Annotated in this window: 12 protein-coding genes; 3 read left to right on the forward strand and 9 right to left on the reverse strand. The window is 59.9% G+C overall.

Annotated elements, in window-relative coordinates; translation table 11 throughout:
* Nucleotides 1-97 precede the first annotated feature (97 nt).
* Together FHT08_RS03200 and FHT08_RS03205 are read right to left on the reverse strand one after the other, a co-directional pair.
* Entirely contained in the window at nt 98-2,932 is a 2,835-nt protein-coding gene (locus FHT08_RS03200) for a PAS domain S-box protein (RefSeq protein ID WP_166774281.1), read from the reverse strand.
* Between the two features lie 413 nt (nt 2,933-3,345).
* On the reverse strand, nt 3,346-4,323 hold the full coding sequence (locus FHT08_RS03205) for a GGDEF domain-containing protein (RefSeq protein ID WP_208408826.1): 978 nt from the start codon (nt 4,321-4,323) through the stop codon (nt 3,346-3,348).
* Nucleotides 4,324-5,230: 907 nt separating this feature from the next.
* Here FHT08_RS03205 and FHT08_RS03210 point away from each other — a divergent pair.
* Nucleotides 5,231-5,506, forward strand: coding sequence for a hypothetical protein (locus tag FHT08_RS03210; protein ID WP_104604928.1), 276 nt, complete (start codon nt 5,231-5,233; stop codon nt 5,504-5,506).
* 211 nt (nt 5,507-5,717) lie between these two features.
* Here FHT08_RS03210 and FHT08_RS03215 read toward each other — a convergent pair whose 3' ends face one another.
* From FHT08_RS03215 to FHT08_RS03245, 7 genes are all read right to left on the reverse strand, one after another.
* On the reverse strand, nt 5,718-6,800 hold the full coding sequence (locus tag FHT08_RS03215; RefSeq protein WP_166774282.1) for a TonB family protein: 1,083 nt from the start codon (nt 6,798-6,800) through the stop codon (nt 5,718-5,720).
* Nucleotides 6,797-7,417: a biliverdin-producing heme oxygenase gene (locus FHT08_RS03220; protein WP_166774283.1), complete on the reverse strand. Its 621-nt coding sequence runs from the start codon at nt 7,415-7,417 to the stop codon at nt 6,797-6,799. Before FHT08_RS03220 ends, FHT08_RS03215 begins: the two co-directional genes overlap by 4 nt.
* Nucleotides 7,418-7,439: 22 nt before the next feature.
* Nucleotides 7,440-8,930, reverse strand: coding sequence for a surface lipoprotein assembly modifier (locus FHT08_RS03225; RefSeq protein WP_243848932.1), 1,491 nt, complete (start codon nt 8,928-8,930; stop codon nt 7,440-7,442).
* Between the two features lie 84 nt (nt 8,931-9,014).
* Nucleotides 9,015-9,779, reverse strand: a complete 765-nt coding sequence (locus FHT08_RS03230) for a Slam-dependent surface lipoprotein (protein ID WP_047127101.1) — start codon at nt 9,777-9,779, stop codon at nt 9,015-9,017.
* A gap of 65 nt (nt 9,780-9,844) precedes the next feature.
* Nucleotides 9,845-13,000, reverse strand: a complete 3,156-nt coding sequence (locus tag FHT08_RS03235) for a TonB-dependent receptor (protein ID WP_243848933.1) — start codon at nt 12,998-13,000, stop codon at nt 9,845-9,847.
* 85 nt (nt 13,001-13,085) lie between these two features.
* Nucleotides 13,086-14,084, reverse strand: coding sequence for a FecR domain-containing protein (locus FHT08_RS03240; RefSeq protein ID WP_104604925.1), 999 nt, complete (start codon nt 14,082-14,084; stop codon nt 13,086-13,088).
* Nucleotides 14,077-14,628: a sigma-70 family RNA polymerase sigma factor gene (locus FHT08_RS03245; RefSeq protein ID WP_243848934.1), complete on the reverse strand. Its 552-nt coding sequence runs from the start codon at nt 14,626-14,628 to the stop codon at nt 14,077-14,079. The genes FHT08_RS03240 and FHT08_RS03245 overlap by 8 nt, the downstream gene beginning before the upstream one ends.
* A gap of 539 nt (nt 14,629-15,167) precedes the next feature.
* On the opposite strand from FHT08_RS03245, the gene FHT08_RS03250 reads away from it, so the two are divergent.
* Both FHT08_RS03250 and FHT08_RS03255 read left to right on the forward strand, forming a co-directional pair.
* On the forward strand, nt 15,168-16,256 hold the full coding sequence (locus FHT08_RS03250; protein WP_166774284.1) for a histidine kinase: 1,089 nt from the start codon (nt 15,168-15,170) through the stop codon (nt 16,254-16,256).
* Entirely contained in the window at nt 16,253-16,957 is a 705-nt protein-coding gene (locus tag FHT08_RS03255; protein WP_343204130.1) for a LytTR family DNA-binding domain-containing protein, read from the forward strand. The genes FHT08_RS03250 and FHT08_RS03255 overlap by 4 nt, the downstream gene beginning before the upstream one ends.
* The last annotated feature ends 7 nt before the right edge of the window (nt 16,958-16,964 follow it).

Raw genomic sequence — 16,964 nt, forward strand, 5'->3', positions numbered from 1 at the left:
CGGACTTGATGGCTGTTGTCTGCGTCTGAAAGACGACAGTTCCCCGCCCAAATTGTCTCAGACGCCGGGCGGCGGCGGGCAGATAATTTCTTGCTTGCTAGTTGATCGGGCGTCGACTTGCGGACACCTTTGCCAGGACCCTTGCCAGCTCCTCGAGCGAGTAGGGTTTTTGCAGAAGCTCGAACTCGTGGCGGTCCTGTTCGGCAAGGACGTTGCTATACCCGCTGGTCAGCACGACAGGGAGGTGCGGCATCCGGCGGTGGATCTCCTGGCCGAGTTCGATACCGGACATACCCGGCATCACTACGTCTGAAAACACCAGGTCGAAGCCGGCTCCATCGCTCCCGAGCTCGACAAGCGCGCTTGCGGCATCGACTGCCAACTGCGTCCTGTAGCCAAGCTCTGCGAGGGCCCGGGTCGCGAACGATCCCACTTCGCTATTGTCCTCAACAACGAGGATAAAGGCGCCCTTGGGCAGCGGCGAAACCGCTTCCGGCACTAGCGTGGACTGCAACTCGTCCTCATGGGCCTTGGGGAGATAGAGGGTGAAGGTAGTGCCCCGTCCTACCGTGCTGCGCACGAGGATGTCGCCACTGGATTGCTTGGCGAAGCCGAACACTTGGCTCAGACCCAGGCCGGTACCATGCCCCACGCCCTTGGTGGTGTAGAACGGTTCGAAGATGCGCTCAATCTGGTCGTCCGCAATGCCAATGCCCGTATCGGTGATCGAAACGGCAATGAATTGTCCGGGGACGACCGGATGCGTGCGGTGCGGCGGTATCGCGTTTGCTGCGCGAACGTCGATGGTCAGCGTGCCTGTGCCCGACATGGCATCGCGCGCGTTGACCGCCATGTTGACGATGGCAGTGTCGAACTGGCTTCGATCAACTCTGACGAGAGAGGGACCGGAGTCCATCTCGATCTCGACCGCCACACGCGAGCCGGTCAATGTCCCGAGCATCTCTCGCAGGGTTTCGATGCTGGCCCCGGCATCGAATGTCTCGGGTTTCAACGCCTGGCGGCGGGCGAAGGAGAGCAACTGGCTGGTCAGCCGGGCGGCCCGATCGGCGGTATCGGAGATGGCGTCGAGGTAGCGGGTGCGCTTCTCTGGCGCCAGGCCGGGTCGACGCAGAAGATCGATTGACCCTCTGATCACCGTCAGCAAGTTGTTGAAGTCGTGCGCCACGCCGCCGGTGAGCTGGCCTACCGCTTCGACTTTCTGGCTCTGACGCAGTCGGTCTTCGGCCTCAAGGAGCGCGGCATCACGCTGCTTCTGCTCGGTCACGTCCTGCGCAACGCAGTAGAGGCGATCGGCGACCGCGACGGCAGACCAGGACAGCGACCGGTAGTCGCCGTCGATTGTCCGAAAGCGGTTCTTGAAGAACATGGTCGGATTGCCATCCGCAATATTCCCGATCTCTTCCCGTGTTTTCGAACGATCATCGGGATGCTCCAGCCATTCCGAGGTCTTGCCGACGAACGCCTTTTCGGGCCAGCCAAGGATGTCGCACCAGGCAGGATTGACGCTAAGCCAGACCCCGTCCGTATCGGCAACGCCCAGCATGTCCCGGCTGACCTGCCACACCCGGTCGCGCTCATGAGTGCGCTCCTCGACCTGTTGCTGCAACGTCTCTGCCAACACATGGAGCGCCTGTTCGGCCCGGCGACGTTCCACTGCGACCCGAGTACGCTCGGCGACATCGCGGACGATCGCGATCTCGTGCGGCGTCCAGGTGTGAGGCGTTGGGCAGTTCAGAAACAGCATGGCGACGAACTGGCCGCGCTCCATGACCGGCAGGTTGAGAAGCGATCCCACCCCTACTGCCTTCAAGGCGTCTGCGCTTGCGGCGGTGGCCCTATCGGTGGCCGTATCATTGATCGCGACGAGGTTGCCCTTCTTCAGTTCGTCGACAAAGCTGCCGAAGTCACGGTAGCGGTGCGTGCCGACGAGGGAGATGACATTCTTTGCGTTCCAGTCACGCTCGATCTTGATGGTTTCAGCTTGCTCATCGACGTCGCCGTAGCCGGCGCGGCTCGCGCCAAGCATCTCTCCCAACACCTGCGCGGCAGCAAACGCGATTTCGCCGGGATCGCTCAGGTCGCGGATGCGCTCGTCCAGCGCCAACAAGGTGTCGCGTCTCGCATTGTCCTTGCGACGGTCGGTCACCTCGAAGCATAGGCAACCGAACCGATCGTGGCCAAGCGGAAAGCTGCGACCCTCGAACCAACGCGACCAGACACCGACCTCGCGTACGAAAGCTGCCGGTTCGCCCGTATCGACAACGTTGGCAAACTCGTCTATCCACGCATTTTCGACACCCGGGATGACGTCACGGACGGTTCGACCGAAGACCTGCTCACGCGTCGCGCCAACCATGCGTTCCCACGCCGGATTGACCTCGAGATAGCGCCAGTCAATTACCTGGCCTTGGACGTCACGCACTACCTCGCCGATCATCAGTGCTTCCACGAGACGATCGAAGGTGCTACGCCACTTGGCTTCGCTGGCGTGGACCTGTTCGGTGACCAGCCGGGCGCTTGTTTGATCGCGCAGAATCTTCAAGAAGCCGATGTGGCGCGCATCCGCGTAGAGGGGCGTCAATCTGCCGCTCGCCCAAAAGCGCGACCCATCGGCACGCATGTGCCAGCGCTCATCCTCGGCACTGCTGTGAGCGATCGCCGTAGCCATTTCAACCTCGGGACGATTCTGGGCTCTGTCCTCGGGAGTGAAAATGCGGTCGATCGTCTGACCCACCATATCAGTCTCGTTCCAGCCCAGGACGTTTTCGGCTCCGCTATTCCAGTCGGTGATGCGGGCATCCAGATCGGTCGCGATGATCGCAAAGTCAGTGGCACTGTCGAGAATGGCCGCATGGCGAACAGCAGGGGGCAATGGCATGGAGGTTGGTGTCGTCTTGAAATGTGTGGTCATGCCATGAACGGCGTGCTGAGCGAAACGCCGCCGTCACGGCGTCGTACGATCCTGAGCATATCGCGACGCTGGTGGTCAGCACGTCATCGAGACGATCTCCCCGGGCCGACGCCTAGGGCGCCTCGCTAGCCATCCCCGGGGGAAGCACAGTGTCCAGAATCTCCGTCAGTTAGAAGACGCCTCAGACAGGCTGTCCGAGGTCGGTCGTCTGAACCAGGGCATCGCCCGAGGCGGGTGTCCGCCTCAATAGCGAGATGTCGCCTTGCTCGGTACTACGACGATGATGCGTGGTTGCCATAGGGTGTCACGGAAGGTTGCTTGGTTCTGGGCGCCATTCACCCCTCTGCATCGTGCAAGCCAGACGACCTGAGCAAAAACAACGGGTCTTCAGCAGGGTCGGCTCGGCGAGACGCTCAGGCAGTTCGCTCGGTGTCTGCCCGTCCCGAGAAAGGGGCTGGGTCCTGGGCCGAAATGGCTTCTGCTGAACCGCTCATCTGCAAGATTGCACGCTTGAGTGCATGGTCTGCCTTGTCGAATTGGTCCAGATCGTTGAACCAACTCGCGCCCCATTTGGAGTTGATCCCACATGCAGCGAGAGACACACGGATACGACGCGCGACGGAAAGCAATCCCGCTTCACTGATACCAGGCAAATAGATGGCGAAACTTCCGGGTGCTACATGCGCGAGCCCATCTTGTGGGCGCGTTGCGGCCTGAAGGATGCCTGCAGCCGTCTCGATTTCGCTTTTTGCGGCAACGTGATTCCCTGCGCTGCCTGCATTCATGCTGAAAAGTAGGATGCCACCTGGCTCGTTTCGATTTTTCCTTGCTGCGCTATGCACCAATTCCCTAAACGCGCTGAAATCATGCAGGCCAGTCAGCTGGTCTGCCGTTTTCGCAGAAGGTGTGTCAGTAGTTGGCTGTTCCTCCGAGAGGTGCTGCGCCCATGCGCCGACAAGCACTCTGCCAAAGGTTTCCGCCAGCGGCAGGAACTTGCTCAGTTCGTTGTCTGCTATGTGCTTGTCGATACCGCAGAGCATTCCTTCCATCTGGCCGGGGATTCTGACCGGCACTCCGAGGTAGCTTGCAATGCCAAGGCCAAGCGCGGCTGGAGCCTGAGCAAGATGGTCGACCTTTTTTAGATCTTCGGCGCATTGCGGCCCGCCCATTACGATCATTTGCCGACACACCGACTCCGACCATGTAAGGAACTGATCTACTTTCAACCCAAACGCAGAATCCGTGCAGGCACGAATGATCCAGTGATCGTTCTTGATCTCTGCAAAGATCCAGGTCTTGAGCGGGGTGAGTTCCGCTAGGCGCACGAGCAACTCGTCCAACGTCTCGCTTATCGAAATGAACGGAAGTTGGGTTTTGAGGGAACCGGGCATCGGATTGCTCCTTGGGTTCTCCTTTTAGCGGCAGGTAGAGACTGGTCTGAAGACATAGTGCGCATGTGCAGTTCGCGACGCGCGCCATGTGTTCCACGTGCGCGTCGTTGGCATTGGCGCTGAACTTCAGGTCACACGCTCTGAAGAAATGGCCGTAATAGCGCAGGCCCTATGCACGCCGACAAACGATCGGCTCAATCCCTATTATCTAAGCTTAGCCTGAGGCAGCGCACGGCGCTGCCTCAGGCATGTTCTCGCTGTAGCGAGCTCAAGAGGATGTCAGTCGCTCGCGACTATAACTGGGCAGTGCTTGTTGTCATGATTGCAGGACGCATGTGGCCCTTCGGCGCGTGGCAACAGTCAAGGTGTCTTGGCACATAGTGGCCGCCCTTCGGCATCGTGCAGCGCTTCGCTGCGAATCTGTCCATCTGCAGCGACGCCTTGATAAACGGCGCATTGCTTTGCATCCCATTCAATACGCGCATCTCTGTAACGTAGTCTCGCGTCCGTCTTCTCAAACGCTACGCTCTCGGCGCTCGGCAGTGCATCGTTACCATAAGCGCGTTGTTTGGGCTGCTCTGTATGGGCACAGCTTGCGCACAGGGCTGCCAGGGAAAAGAAAAGGACACGTCGCATGGTGATCCTCAGAAGTGAAAGTCGTTTGACCATCGCACAATTCGGGTTGATGACCAATGAAGAAGGGGGACCATGCGCACTGCAGTGCAGAGCGCCAGTCGACTCGCCCGCTGTTTATACGCGGCGGCTGATCGGCTGGACTGATGTTGCCGTGTCGCCCCAGGCACTTCACTGTGGTGCGCTAGCAACGAGGAACAGGGATGCCCGCTCTGTGGCACGCGGGCTCCGCGGTAGAGGAATTGGCAGTCCATAGGCCTGACGAGACAGGTCTATGGACCGGCTCCTGACGCAGCCGGACAACCGCGGCTTCTCCAGCAGCTTGCGCGCGCAGGCCTTGCAAAGGCAACGCCTGCGAACGGCGCAGCTTGGCTTTATGGCCTGCCGGAAAGTGCAGCTAGGCTCGATCTTGGAAGTCAGCGCGCAGCGTTGGAGCCGGACGCGACTCGCACTGGGTGCTCTCGGGGAAAAGCCCGAGGTCATTCAGCAGTTGCTGGCGTTTTGGGAAGGGGCCGAATCGAGCATTGGGTGCGATCGTTTCACAACGTAACGCGTTGCCGGTGTTCGAGCAGATCGCAGCATGCGCAGAGCGAATCGAACGCTGCCTTCTCGCGCGAGAGGCATGTCCTGGATCTGGCCTCTAGGTAGTGCCTAGGTGGCCTTGTCCCACATATGTGGTCATTCGGGGGCCTGGTGGATCCATATGACGCTCTTTGATCGGCAGTAGCTGGATGGCGCATGCCTGGGTCCCAGGTCGCTGCCTAGCGGAGAAAAAAGTGCACGGGCACATTCAGTTCTGCCGGTACGGTCGCTCTAGGGGGAGGGGGAAGCGGCTCGGCCCTGGTAAACGTCGCCAAGGCTTCGCGGTCCAGTAGAGCCGAGCCACTGGTTTCCTTTACTTGGGCGGACAGCACATGTCCGCTGCCATCGATCAAGGCTCGAATGAGCACTGTCCCTTCCTCACGGCGAACCCGGGCGGGCCGGGGATAGCGCTTGAATTTCTCAAGTCGCGTGAGCACTTCGCCCTCCCAATCGGGATCGACCTCTCCTCCCGTCTGCGCGCTCGGAGGCAACGATAGAGACGGCGGTGCCGACGCCGGAGACGGTATCGGAACGCTTTCCGAAGTCGAGCTGTCCTCGTCGAGGGCAAGCGTCTCAACAACGTCTTTCACCGATTGCGACTGAGTAACAGGCGCTGCCTGCCTACTCTTTTTGACTTCTGGCGATGATGATGTGTCTGGTTTCGGCCTCGCCTCGGTCCCCTTCAGCGGCTCGGCTGCAATTTCCTCGACCACGGGGACAGGTGGAGCGGCGGGGGGCAAGACCGTGAGCCGAACCCGGATCTGCTCCGTTGCCGCTGGCCGTGCAGGTTCGGGCCAGTGACACAAGAGCACGTAAAGCACCAGGGCGTGGCCGCCCCAGGACAGACCGTGGGCGAAAAGCTTGGCTGTAAGCTCAGCCTTGTCCTGCGAGGGCTGCTCTATGCGCGGCAGCGGCCTGGTTTGGATCCAGAGCGTGCAAAGCCCTAGTCCGAGCGCAACGCCGATGCCCAACGGCCAGGACGGTCTGGCGGCAAGCCAAAAGCAGACCGCTCCGAACGCGATGCCGAGCGTGGCGTAGCGCTTTGCCCTGCTGGAAATGGCTCTCTCCTCAGACCACGCCCGTAGCGCCGAGCCATAGCGTGGATGGCTCAGAAGTGTGGCCTCAAGCGCCGGCGACGAGCGGGCAAAGCACCCGGCCGCCAGGATCAAGAAAATGGTCGTCGGCATGACAGGCAGCAAGGCGCCGATGATGCCTAGGCCCACCAGCACAAAGCCCAAGAAGAGCCAGGCCAGGCGTTTCAATCACCAGACTCCGTTTCGGAGCGGCACCCGAACAGATGCATCTCTTGTTCAACCAACGCCTGCATGGTTGAAAACGCCTGCCGTGCGCCCTCGACCATGTGGCGGAGCTCGGGTTCCGTCCAGGGGAGTTGATCCACCGCATTGACGAACGAGCGCCAGTGCCGGGCTCTGCCATCGGCGTGGGCGGCCAAGTGGCGTGCGCCAGCGGTTTCGCTCAGGCCGAGCCCTCGGGCGTGTTTGAGCAAGATGGCAGCGCCGAGCTTGGAGCCCTCTGCGACATAGAGCCAACCCCAGGCTGTGGCCGGAGAGGAGAAATCGACGTCCACGGCACCCCGATGCGCTTGGATGCCGAGTGACAAGTCGCCAATATCCTGTTCGATCTCATGCAAGCGACGACGCCCGGTAAGTTCCGGGACTAGATGTTGAAGGATTGGATCCTTGAAAAGGGGATCGATGGTGGCGTGAAAGCGGCGCTGCGCGTGTAGAAACTGGACGTAGCGCGTGATGGATGAAAACGGGGCACTCGCCATGATGCGCTGGTCAAGCGCCTCATGGGCATCGTGCGTCTGGGATTTGAGATGTCTGGCGACGCTTTGGCTTGGGTCGGGAGCCGTCATGAGGATGCTCGAAGGAATAGGTTTACAGCGCATGTTCGAATTTCAGGCTCACTGCATCGCGGTCGTAGCTATAAAGCCAGTCGATGTTGCTTTTGACCTGGTTTCGCCGGAACGTCAGCAGAGGGCTGAAACCCGCCCACGATAGATGTTGGGCACGAAGGATGAGGGTGTAGCCTTGTTCGTGATCCCTGCGACGTGCTTCCAGCACGGCGCTATACGCTCCGTAGCTGCGCCAGCGCGACGAAGCAAAGAGGGTCATTTGGGCACCCTTCGGCCATTGCAACGAACCGCCAAGGCGAACGCCGCGCTGAAAAAATCCATCTGCCTCTTCCTCCGTTTGGCTTTTGACCGCGTCAATGCCGGCAAAGCCCATCCATCTCTCGCCGAAGCTCTTGAAGACGTTAGCAAAGACCGAGGTGGTCTCGCCATTGAGGTAAGTGCCGTAGTCTTGTCTTCGGTAGCCCAAGCGCTTCCAGTCCCCCTCGAGTTTTATCAAGGACGTAGGGGACATGGTCCATGACCACTCTGCATGGAGTCCTGGCGCGCCATACAAGGTGTGGTTGCCTAAGCCGTAATACTCGAAAGAAGGCGCAAGCACGAACGCGTTTCGGCCGGACTTGAAGCTGTATCCGGACTGCATCACGGCGGTGACTTCGTTGAACTGGCTATTGTCTCGGTAGCCTTGGCCAAACAGGGTCGTGCGGGCATAGACGCCGTGATGACCCTTCATGCTCCAACGCTTCTCGATGGCCGCGTCGTATTCGAAGCCAAATGACTTCGCCGCATCGGGGGTGCTGCGATTGAAGTAGCACTGTCCATCAAGCGAAATCAGGCAGTTGGAACTGGCCGAAGTGCGATTGACATTGTCACTCCACGCCGGGCCGAGCGCCGCAGTGCCTTGCCAGCGGTCGCGCTCGACAAGGGCCTGCTGGAAGTTGTCGATGCTGCCGAGCACGCCCACGGTTTTGGGGTCACTGCGGTCGATCGACTGCTCGATGGCATCAAACAGCGCCCTCGCTTCAGCGTTCTGTTGATCCTCAAAGAACACGCGGGCCAGTTCCAGCCGCCCCGGCAGGAAGTCGGCTTTCAGGTCCAGAAGGGCGGCGTATTCCGCTTGGGCTCGGGCGTAGTCGCCATGGAGTCTTGCGATCGCGCCCTGGGCATAGTGGACCAGCAGCGGATCGCGGTTGGCAAGTGTGAGATATTCATCCAGCAAGGATTGAGCTGCCGACCATTGTTTGTTCTGGAGCGCGATATAAAGCGCGCGCCCCACGTCGTTGGCATTGTGCGCAACGGTGTATTCGTGCCCCTCCACGACCATCGTTGGTCTGGCCTTGTCTGTCTCCTCCTTCATGATTTCTCGCTCGCGTACGTCGGACTGCGCCTGGTTGCGCTGTTCCAGGAGGCGGCGAATGTCGTCTTGTTGCTGCTGCGCAAGCGCCCGCCCGGGGAATGTCATGATGACAAGCGTGAGTAGGACACCCCAGGTGGGGGATGTCTTGATTGCATGCATAGGGAATCGGCCAAAAAAGAGGAACAGGACTGGCTTGGCCTGGCTTGTCCTGTAGTTGCAATATCAAGCGATCAGCCGATCAACTCACTTCTTCGAGCCGCCAAAGGCGGTGTCGTATTGCACACCAGTGAAGTTGGCAGTGCCTGCCAGTGCGGTTTGCCCGGCGTAGAACTGGCCCGACACCACACCATTGGAACTGACTAGCGTTCCGGACTGGCGTGCTGTGGCATTGGTGCCTGAGATACTGGCGTTGGTGTTGATGGTGGCGGTGCCCACATTGACGGCAAAGCCGGCGCCATTCTGGATCGAGCCGGTCAGGCGACGTGTGCCGAAGTTTGCATCAAAGGTGCCGGTCAGTTGATTGCCGGAGCTGTAGTTATTGATGCCAACGACGTTGTAGCTGGCCGTACCAGAGGCTGGAATGGCGGTATCGGCGTTGTCGCCCATGAAGTAAACGGTATGGGTGTTCAGCCCTTCTGCGTTGTCCTTGCGCGAATACCACTCCCCGAACCAGACGTCCTGCGTCCCGACCTGCGCGAAGGCAAAAACGCCCAGGCTGTCGTGACTGCTCGGGGCACCGCTGTACGGGAAATTCAACACCTTGACCGACCCGGTGCCGCCATAGGACGCCAGGCCCTTGAAATCGACCGGCTTGTCCAGGCCCGTGGAGTTGACCGCAACGCCCGCAAAGCCCGCTTGATGCGGACCGCCACTGACCGTGGAAACGCCTACCTTGACATAGCCTTCGTTGGTCGAGCTGCCGACAAAATTCGCCGCTTGCGCAACACCGCCCAGCAGCAAGACGGTGACGCCTACGGCAACGGTTAGCATTGGTTTCTGAATTTTCATTTATTCGGTCTCTTGTTGGAAGGAAGTGGACATCCTTGCCCCGGTTACTGTCCATGATCGTGAGCTCAGAAGCGGCCCGTTAGGCTCAGCTTGATAGTCCGGCCAGGTGCTGCCATGAGTGATCGCGTCGCCGGATCGACGTAGTAGCGATCTGTGAGATTGGTGCCCGTAAGTTCCATCGTCAGCCTGGGGCTGAGCTTGTAGGTGGCATAGGCATCGACGAGCATCGTGCTGGCCCAGGAGAAGGGGACATTGAAGGTATAGACCAGTCGGCCGTCCCCGCTTTGAATCGAATTTCGTCTAAACCAGTCGAGATCGGCATTTTCGTACTGCTTGTAGTAGCTCAGACGTGTGCCGAGCTCCAGGCGCTTGTCCATGAAGCGTCCGCCCAATGAAACGCTGGATGAGAACTGTGGAGCGCTCTGCGTCAGCAAGTAGCCGCCCACAAATCCATAGTCGACACAACTGGGCACGCTGACGCCGCTGCCGACGACATAGCCATTCGTGCTCGATAGCAACGCTGCCGTCTGTTCGTCGCAGACTTCGTTTTTGAAGTTGTAGTTGATTGCAAGATCCGCAAACACGCGCCCTGAGTCATATCGGCCCTGGAACTCCACGCCTTCGATGATTTGCTTGTCGATGTTGCGGAACTTGAAACTGGGGTCGCGTTCGATCACATCACGCGTCTTGTTCTTGTAGTAGGCAAATTTGATGTCTGCAACTGATTCTGGCGACAGCAGCTGTGCCAGGTCGTAGACATAGCTCACCTCCACGTTATGCGCATGCTCCGGTTTGACACCTTCGGCGTCCAATGAGGCCGAGAAAGCGATCGTGCTTTCGAACATGCTCGGATAGCGAAGCGTCTCACCGTAACGAACATAGATGCGGCTGTAATCATCCAGGTAGAGCGTGGCAGCGTAAAACGGCGTCCAGCCGTGGTCTTTGCGCTTTGTCGCCGATGCCGGCCTGATTTCAGAAACGGCGGAGGTCTGGCAAAGCTGACCCACCGCTGCCGGATCTGTCTCGAGCGAGCCATTCAGGCAGACATTGCCGGCTTTGGTGAACCGGCCGTCTGCATCGGCTTGCCACACGCCTTGGTGATCCACACTGTAAGTGGTCGGCACATCGGTCAGAAGCAGTGCGGCAATCTCGTCGAACTCTTCTTGCGTAATGATCTCCAGTTCGAGCAGTTCGCGATTGGACGCAAGTTGGTCTTCGATCAGCGCTTCGCGCTCAGCCTGGGTGTAGGTACCCACGGTGGTGTAGCGGGTGGTGTAGCCCGTGGTGACTGCTTGGCGAATGTCATCCTGGTGGCTGTCGAGGAAATCGTCAAAGGCCCAGTAAGACGAGTAGCGTGCGCCGGCACTGAGCGCGAGTGCTTCAAATGGACGCCACTCGAATTGGAAGTTGCCTTGTCGCTCTTCGCGTCGGCCTGCACGCGGATACATACGCCAGCCATCGCTTACGCCAAAATACGCGTCCGTGGAGGTGAGGCTTTCGTGCTGAAAGCTTCCTCCCACAGTCAAGTCCAGCTGATCAGTCAAATGCAGCGTGTTGCTCAGTGTCACACCATTGCGGGCATTTTGGGCGTTGGCAAGCGCCGTGTTCCTCAGCAGGGGAAATCCCGGGCCTTGCGCATAGTTGGGGAAGCCACCTGCGGTGTAGGTGTCGCTCTGGGTGTCGGTTCGCCAGAAATTGGCATAGAAGTCGATGACGCGGCTGTCCTGAGGTTGCCATTTGTATTCGGCGTTCCAAGCCTGGGTATCCACCCGACTCAGTGGCCATTGAACGGCGCTGCGATCTTCTGACTCGATGATGCGTGACGGCATCACCTCGCCGTAATGCGACGAGCTGCTTCGGTAGCCTAACTGCAGCACTTGATCGGGCGTGATGCGCCAAGTGGACTTAAAGAGCCAAGATTCCATTTTGCTCGACGTATTGGCTACCTCATTGCCTGGCAGCCAGTAGTTGGCCATGGACAAGATGTAGTCGTCGGCGTTGCTGCTGCGCGGGTGTGAGTAGTAGCCTGCGCCACGCTTACCGGCAAAATAGTTGCCACGCTCGCGATAGCTGTACGCTGCCAGCAGATCGAGATCCTCCGTGGCCCTCCATCCCAATGCCAAACGATAGGCGTAATCCTCGCCACCGAGGACATTGACGCCACCTCCGCCACTTCGCGGTTGGAACATCAAGGTGCGGTCGGTGTAAGGGATGTTGGGCGTTTGCTGTGGGAAGCTGTCCACCGTTCGATAGTCTTCGCCCGTGTGGAGCGTCGGCAGGCGTGGCCTCACCGCATTGCTGCTGCCTTCCAGGCGAAATTCCGCCCCAATGGTTTGACCTCCGTCCAGGATGTCTTCGACATCTAGCGTGTTCACCACCATCGCGCCACCGATGCCTGTGGTGACATGACGGGTCAGCGACGGACCTTTGAGGATTTGGATGCCGCCAATCAGAAACGGGTCGATGTAGTTGCGGTTGCTCGCGCCGTTATAGCCACGCCAGACAGTAAGCGCCTGCTCGGTGCCATCAATGGTGACAGGCACGCGTCCTGGCCCTTGGATGCCGCGAATGTTGAGGTCCAACGCGCCGCTGTTGCGCGCATCACCGCTGAAAACCCCCGGGATCCCGTTGACAAGATCTGACGGTGTCTTGCCCTTGAAGCGTTCAATCGTGGCACGATCGATATAAGAGGTGGAAATGTCGAGGTCGTAGACGTCGTCGGCACCCCGGCGGTCCCGTTCCTTGCCCTGGCTCGCCCCCAAGTTTCCGCCGACCCGCAGCATATCGGTGGTGCGTGCTGACGAGCGAACTGCGCGCACGATCAGGCTTTGGCCCTGCTGACTGGCCTCCAGGCCTGTTCCGCTCAGAATCCGCGCCGCGCCGTCATGGGCGGTGAAGTTGCCCTTGAGGCCATTGCTCCTCAGGCCTTTGGTCAGCGATGCATTTACGACGACCCCAAGTCCTGCCTGGCGGCCGAAGCTCAGCAGGGCTTGATCGAGCGGTCCTTCCGAGACATCAAAGGCAATGGTGGCCTGCTGGGCGTGCGCGGGCGGCGCAAGGGCAGTCAGGGCCGTCGTGCCAGTGGCAAGTTGAGCCAGCAGAACGGCAAGGGCAAGTGGGTGGCGTCGAGCGCGCCGGGTGGTGGAGGCGGGAAAGGGGCGTTGTGCCGCCATGGCGAAGGCAATCCTCAGAAGTGAAGGCTTGCCCGCTTTGCTGATCAAAGCGGGTGTTCATGAGGTTTGCCAATCGAGATCGCCAAATCTGCCACCATGCAGCGAAAATTATTCGCTATCTCACGAAAATGGCTCAGTGCTTTGCCGGGCCAACCAGGATCAGCCAAGGCGACACACGTCGGATGGAGACCTGAAGGACTTGAGGCAGGGTGTCCAGGATGGCATTGACCGGGTCGGCCCCGACCAAGGTGTAGAGCGCAGTGAGACGAAGCTGCGCGACCGATGCCTCGCAGCGGATCCAGCCGCGTCGGTAGCGCGACAACTCGGCTAAGAAGTCGTGAAGAGTCATGCGATTGGCTCGGATCAGGCCAGCCGTCCAAGCCACCGCGCTTTCATCGAGGGGCGTCAGGCGTCCCGAGTGCTGATGATCGAAAAACACCTGGTATCCGGCGGGAACCCGCAGGGAGGATGTTGTCTCTCTCGTTAGGTCGACAGCGCCTTCTTGTACCGTCAAAAGCACGCCGCCGTCGCTCAGGCGGACCCCGAATCGCGTGCCAATGGGCACTAGCGTTGCCGACGGCATTTCTACGACGAAGCGCCGGCCCAACGCGTCTGGTGCGGTGACGATGTCCACTTCGCCTTCGTGAAGGATGATGCGTCTGGTCGCTTGGTCAAAGCGCACATCCACCGCGCTTGCGGTATTCAGGCGAAGCACGGTGCCGTCGGGTAGCGTGAGACGCTTCTGTTCGCCGACCTGGGTTCGAAGATCAGCGGTGGCGATATGCCACTGTCGCGAAAGGCCGAGAGGTCCTGACAATAGACAGCTGCCCGCCAGCCCTGTGCCACCCCAGAGCAGGACTTTCAACGCGTGGCGTCGCTGCGGCGAGGCATTCGCGCTGCCGAGCACCTCACGTGAGACGTTGCTTGGAATGGACGCGAGGCGGTCCGTCATGCTTCCACGGAGCGCCTCGATCCGTCGCCAGGCCTCGGCATGATCGGGATCGGCCCGTTGCCACTGTGCAAAAGCGTCCTGCTGTTGATGGTCAGGCTGGCCGGAGGCCAAGCGCACATACCAATGGATCGCTTTGTCGATGACCTCTGGTGGCAGGACGCGTGCGCGAGCGTTACCCATAGCTGGCGCGGTAACAGCCTTGAAGCGCGCGGATCATGGCTTTCTGGACCATGTTGACGGTGATCCCGAGATGCCTGGCAATCTTGGCGTAGGGCCAGCCATCGAGTTGAGAGAGCAAAAACGCCTGCCGGGATCGTGCAGGAAGCCCATCGAGTAAGACATCGATCTCCTCCAACGCCTCTAAAGCAAGCTTTGCCTCTTCAGGAGAAGGGGATGCCATCTCGCCCCGGGCAGCCAGCGCATCTAGGTAAGCCCTCTCGATGGACTGGCGACGCCAATGATTGACGACCAAGCCATGTGCAACGGTGGTGAGGTAAGCGCGAGGCATGCGAATGGCGTCGGTCGGTATGCGCGAGCAGATCAAGCGCATGAAGGCGTCTTGGGCCAGATCCAGTGCCAAGGCGTCGTTGCCGAGCTTCCTGATCAACCAGGATTTAAGCCAGCTGTGATGATCAACATAGATGTTCTGGAGCTGAAGGCGAGCCTCACCTGTCAACACAAGGGCGGAATCACGCATCATCCTGTCGCCATAAATGAGAATCATTCACATCTTAGGCCAAGGGCCCTGCTAGTGCAAACAGATGCAGACCGCACAAGGCGGAGTGAAGAACCGCGCATCCTGGTCGAAGTCGCGCCGTCTCCAAATAGCATCGATCGGCTGGGCCTGGGGGCTTCCCTGTAGATGGTGGATGCAGCGAAGGGCTCTGCAGAAAACAGGTGTGAGCAGCGGTAACGCAAGCCGTCCTAAGAGGCGGAGCGGCGAAATCAGGGCGTTCTTCTCGTCGATTGCGACTGTGGCCACCAGTGACCTGGCTCAACGCGCTGGGCGTCCAGCGGACCTCGGCGCGTTTCAGGATCTGACGTCTCCCGGCGCGTGCGATAGCCGTGCTGCCGGCTAAATCCACCAGTCCGAGGGCACCAACGGTGGTGTGCGAGCTGCCTTACAGCGGCGCCCACGGCGACAGGACCGATCCTCCCCAAAGAGGCGCTCGGCAGTCCCACTACCAAGGCGGAGCAGGGCAGGCGAGAATGAGTGGCCGGCACTTTGCCCCGGACACTTATCGGCTCCGAGCATTACTGTCCATGCGGGCGCGCACCTCTTCCATTTCCAACCCTTCATCGGTTTCGGCGCGCTTCCGCTACGCGGGCGTAGCGGTGCCTTGGCTCATGCTTGCGCTCGCTTATACCCCTGCAGTAGCCATGACATCGCTGGCCGAGGACCCGCAAGGCGCTCCCGGCTTGTTGAAGGCTTTCCTGTTTCTAGTCGGCAGCTACGTGCCCTGGGCAGTGGCCACCCCAACGCTTCTTGGACTCGCCAGGCGATGGATCGTTGGAACAGGGGACAGCATTCGCCATCTGGCATTGATCGCCTTGACTGGACTATTTGCCATACCGGTGCTGACGGCGCTGGGCTGGGTGCTTGGGCATGGTCTCCTGCAACTAGCAGGGTTCGTGGGCGCGGGAGGGCTTGATCTTCGCAGCGGTCAGCGCGCACTCGCTGCCACGACGCTGTTCGCCATTCCGCTCTATCTGGTCGTCATGGGGGTAGGGCAGCTTTGGACACACCTGATTTTGAGAAGTGAGCGAGAGGTCGTGCTGGCCCGACTGGACGAAGAAGCGCTGCGGTCCAGACTGCACCAGCACTTCATCTTCAATGCGCTCAATGCGATCGGGGAGCTTGGGCATCGTGACGCCACTCGGGCAGACCGTGCGCTTGGCCATGTAGCGAATATCCTTCGCGCGATGCTGGAGAGCGCACCTGTGGTGTCGCTAAGGGAGGAAATAGGCGCGAGCGCCGAGTTCATCGAGCTGCACCAGGTGCTGTCCGGCACCATCACATTCGACATCGACATAGAGCCTCGAGCTTGGAACGCCGCCGTTACGTCCATGGCACTGCAACCATTGCTAGAAAACGCCATCCAGCATGGAGCGCGTATTGGTGGGCTGGTCCGGATCAAAGTGAAGGCTATTGTCGAAAACGCGGAACTCATCATCACGGTTGTGAACCCCGTCTGCGGCAAGCAACCCGGTGGGCTAGGCATAGGGTTGGATCACTTGGGGCGGCGATTGGCTCTCACCCACGGTGCCACGGCATCGTTGTCGATCGAACGTCAGGAGACATGCTTTGTCGCAACGATCTGTCTCCCCCTGAGGGGGGCAGAGGCGTCGTGATTCGCACTCTAGTTGTGGACGATGTAGCGCTTGCGCGAGACCGGCTTGTTCGTTTCCTCGCGTCTGAGTCTGATGTGGTCGTGGTGGGTGAAGCGGCCACCCTCGAACTGGCGCTTGAGCGCGCACAGCTCGGAGATGTCGACCTACTGCTGTTGGACATCGGTCTGCCCGATGGGAGTGGCCTGGACCTTGTGAAGCACCTCGAATCAGTTGTGCCGCATATCATCTTTATCACTGCCTACAGTACGCACGCGGTGTGCGCTTTCGACGCTGGTGCATTGGATTACCTTCTCAAGCCAGTAGATCCCAAGCGTCTACAGCTTGCGATGCGGCGCGTGCGTCAGCGCATAGACGGTAGGGGTGCGGAGATTGCCCGCCTGGCTGTTGAGGTGGGTGATCGAACTGTCTACTTGTCACCGGCGGAGATCGACTATGTCGAGGTGGCGGGCCATTACGTCTGTATCCACGCCGGAAAAGACACGTACTTGCGCCGCGATAGCCTGGCAAGCCTGGCAGACAGTCTTGAGTCGCATGGGTTCGTTCGTATCCATAGATCGTCATTGGTGAATGTGAAGCGTGTCGTGGCGATCCGTTCGGCGCGAAACCAGGATGCCCAACTCGAACTTCTAGATGGCACAGCACTTCGGGTCAGCCGGCAATTCCGACCACAGCTGGAAGCGCGCCTACCTCGCTTGTTTTAGCGGCTGT

Origin of the sequence: Xanthomonas sp. CFBP 8151 (assembly GCF_011761885.1) — a bacterium.
Classification (GTDB): Bacteria; Pseudomonadota; Gammaproteobacteria; order Xanthomonadales; family Xanthomonadaceae; genus Xanthomonas; species Xanthomonas arboricola_B.

Excerpts from the sequence above, each read along its gene's own strand:
- FHT08_RS03200 (WP_166774281.1), bottom strand. The coding sequence starts at position 2,932 with ATGACCACACATTTCAAGACGACACCAACCTCCATGCCATTGCCCCCT.
- FHT08_RS03205 (WP_208408826.1), bottom strand. The coding sequence starts at position 4,323 with ATGCCCGGTTCCCTCAAAACCCAACTTCCGTTCATTTCGATAAGCGAG.
- FHT08_RS03210 (WP_104604928.1), top strand. The coding sequence starts at position 5,231 with ATGGACCGGCTCCTGACGCAGCCGGACAACCGCGGCTTCTCCAGCAGC.
- FHT08_RS03220 (WP_166774283.1), bottom strand. The coding sequence starts at position 7,417 with ATGACGGCTCCCGACCCAAGCCAAAGCGTCGCCAGACATCTCAAATCC.
- FHT08_RS03225 (WP_243848932.1), bottom strand. The coding sequence starts at position 8,930 with ATGCATGCAATCAAGACATCCCCCACCTGGGGTGTCCTACTCACGCTT.
- FHT08_RS03230 (WP_047127101.1), bottom strand. The coding sequence starts at position 9,779 with ATGAAAATTCAGAAACCAATGCTAACCGTTGCCGTAGGCGTCACCGTC.
- FHT08_RS03240 (WP_104604925.1), bottom strand. The coding sequence starts at position 14,084 with ATGGGTAACGCTCGCGCACGCGTCCTGCCACCAGAGGTCATCGACAAA.
- FHT08_RS03245 (WP_243848934.1), bottom strand. The coding sequence starts at position 14,628 with ATGATTCTCATTTATGGCGACAGGATGATGCGTGATTCCGCCCTTGTG.
- FHT08_RS03250 (WP_166774284.1), top strand. The coding sequence starts at position 15,168 with ATGCGGGCGCGCACCTCTTCCATTTCCAACCCTTCATCGGTTTCGGCG.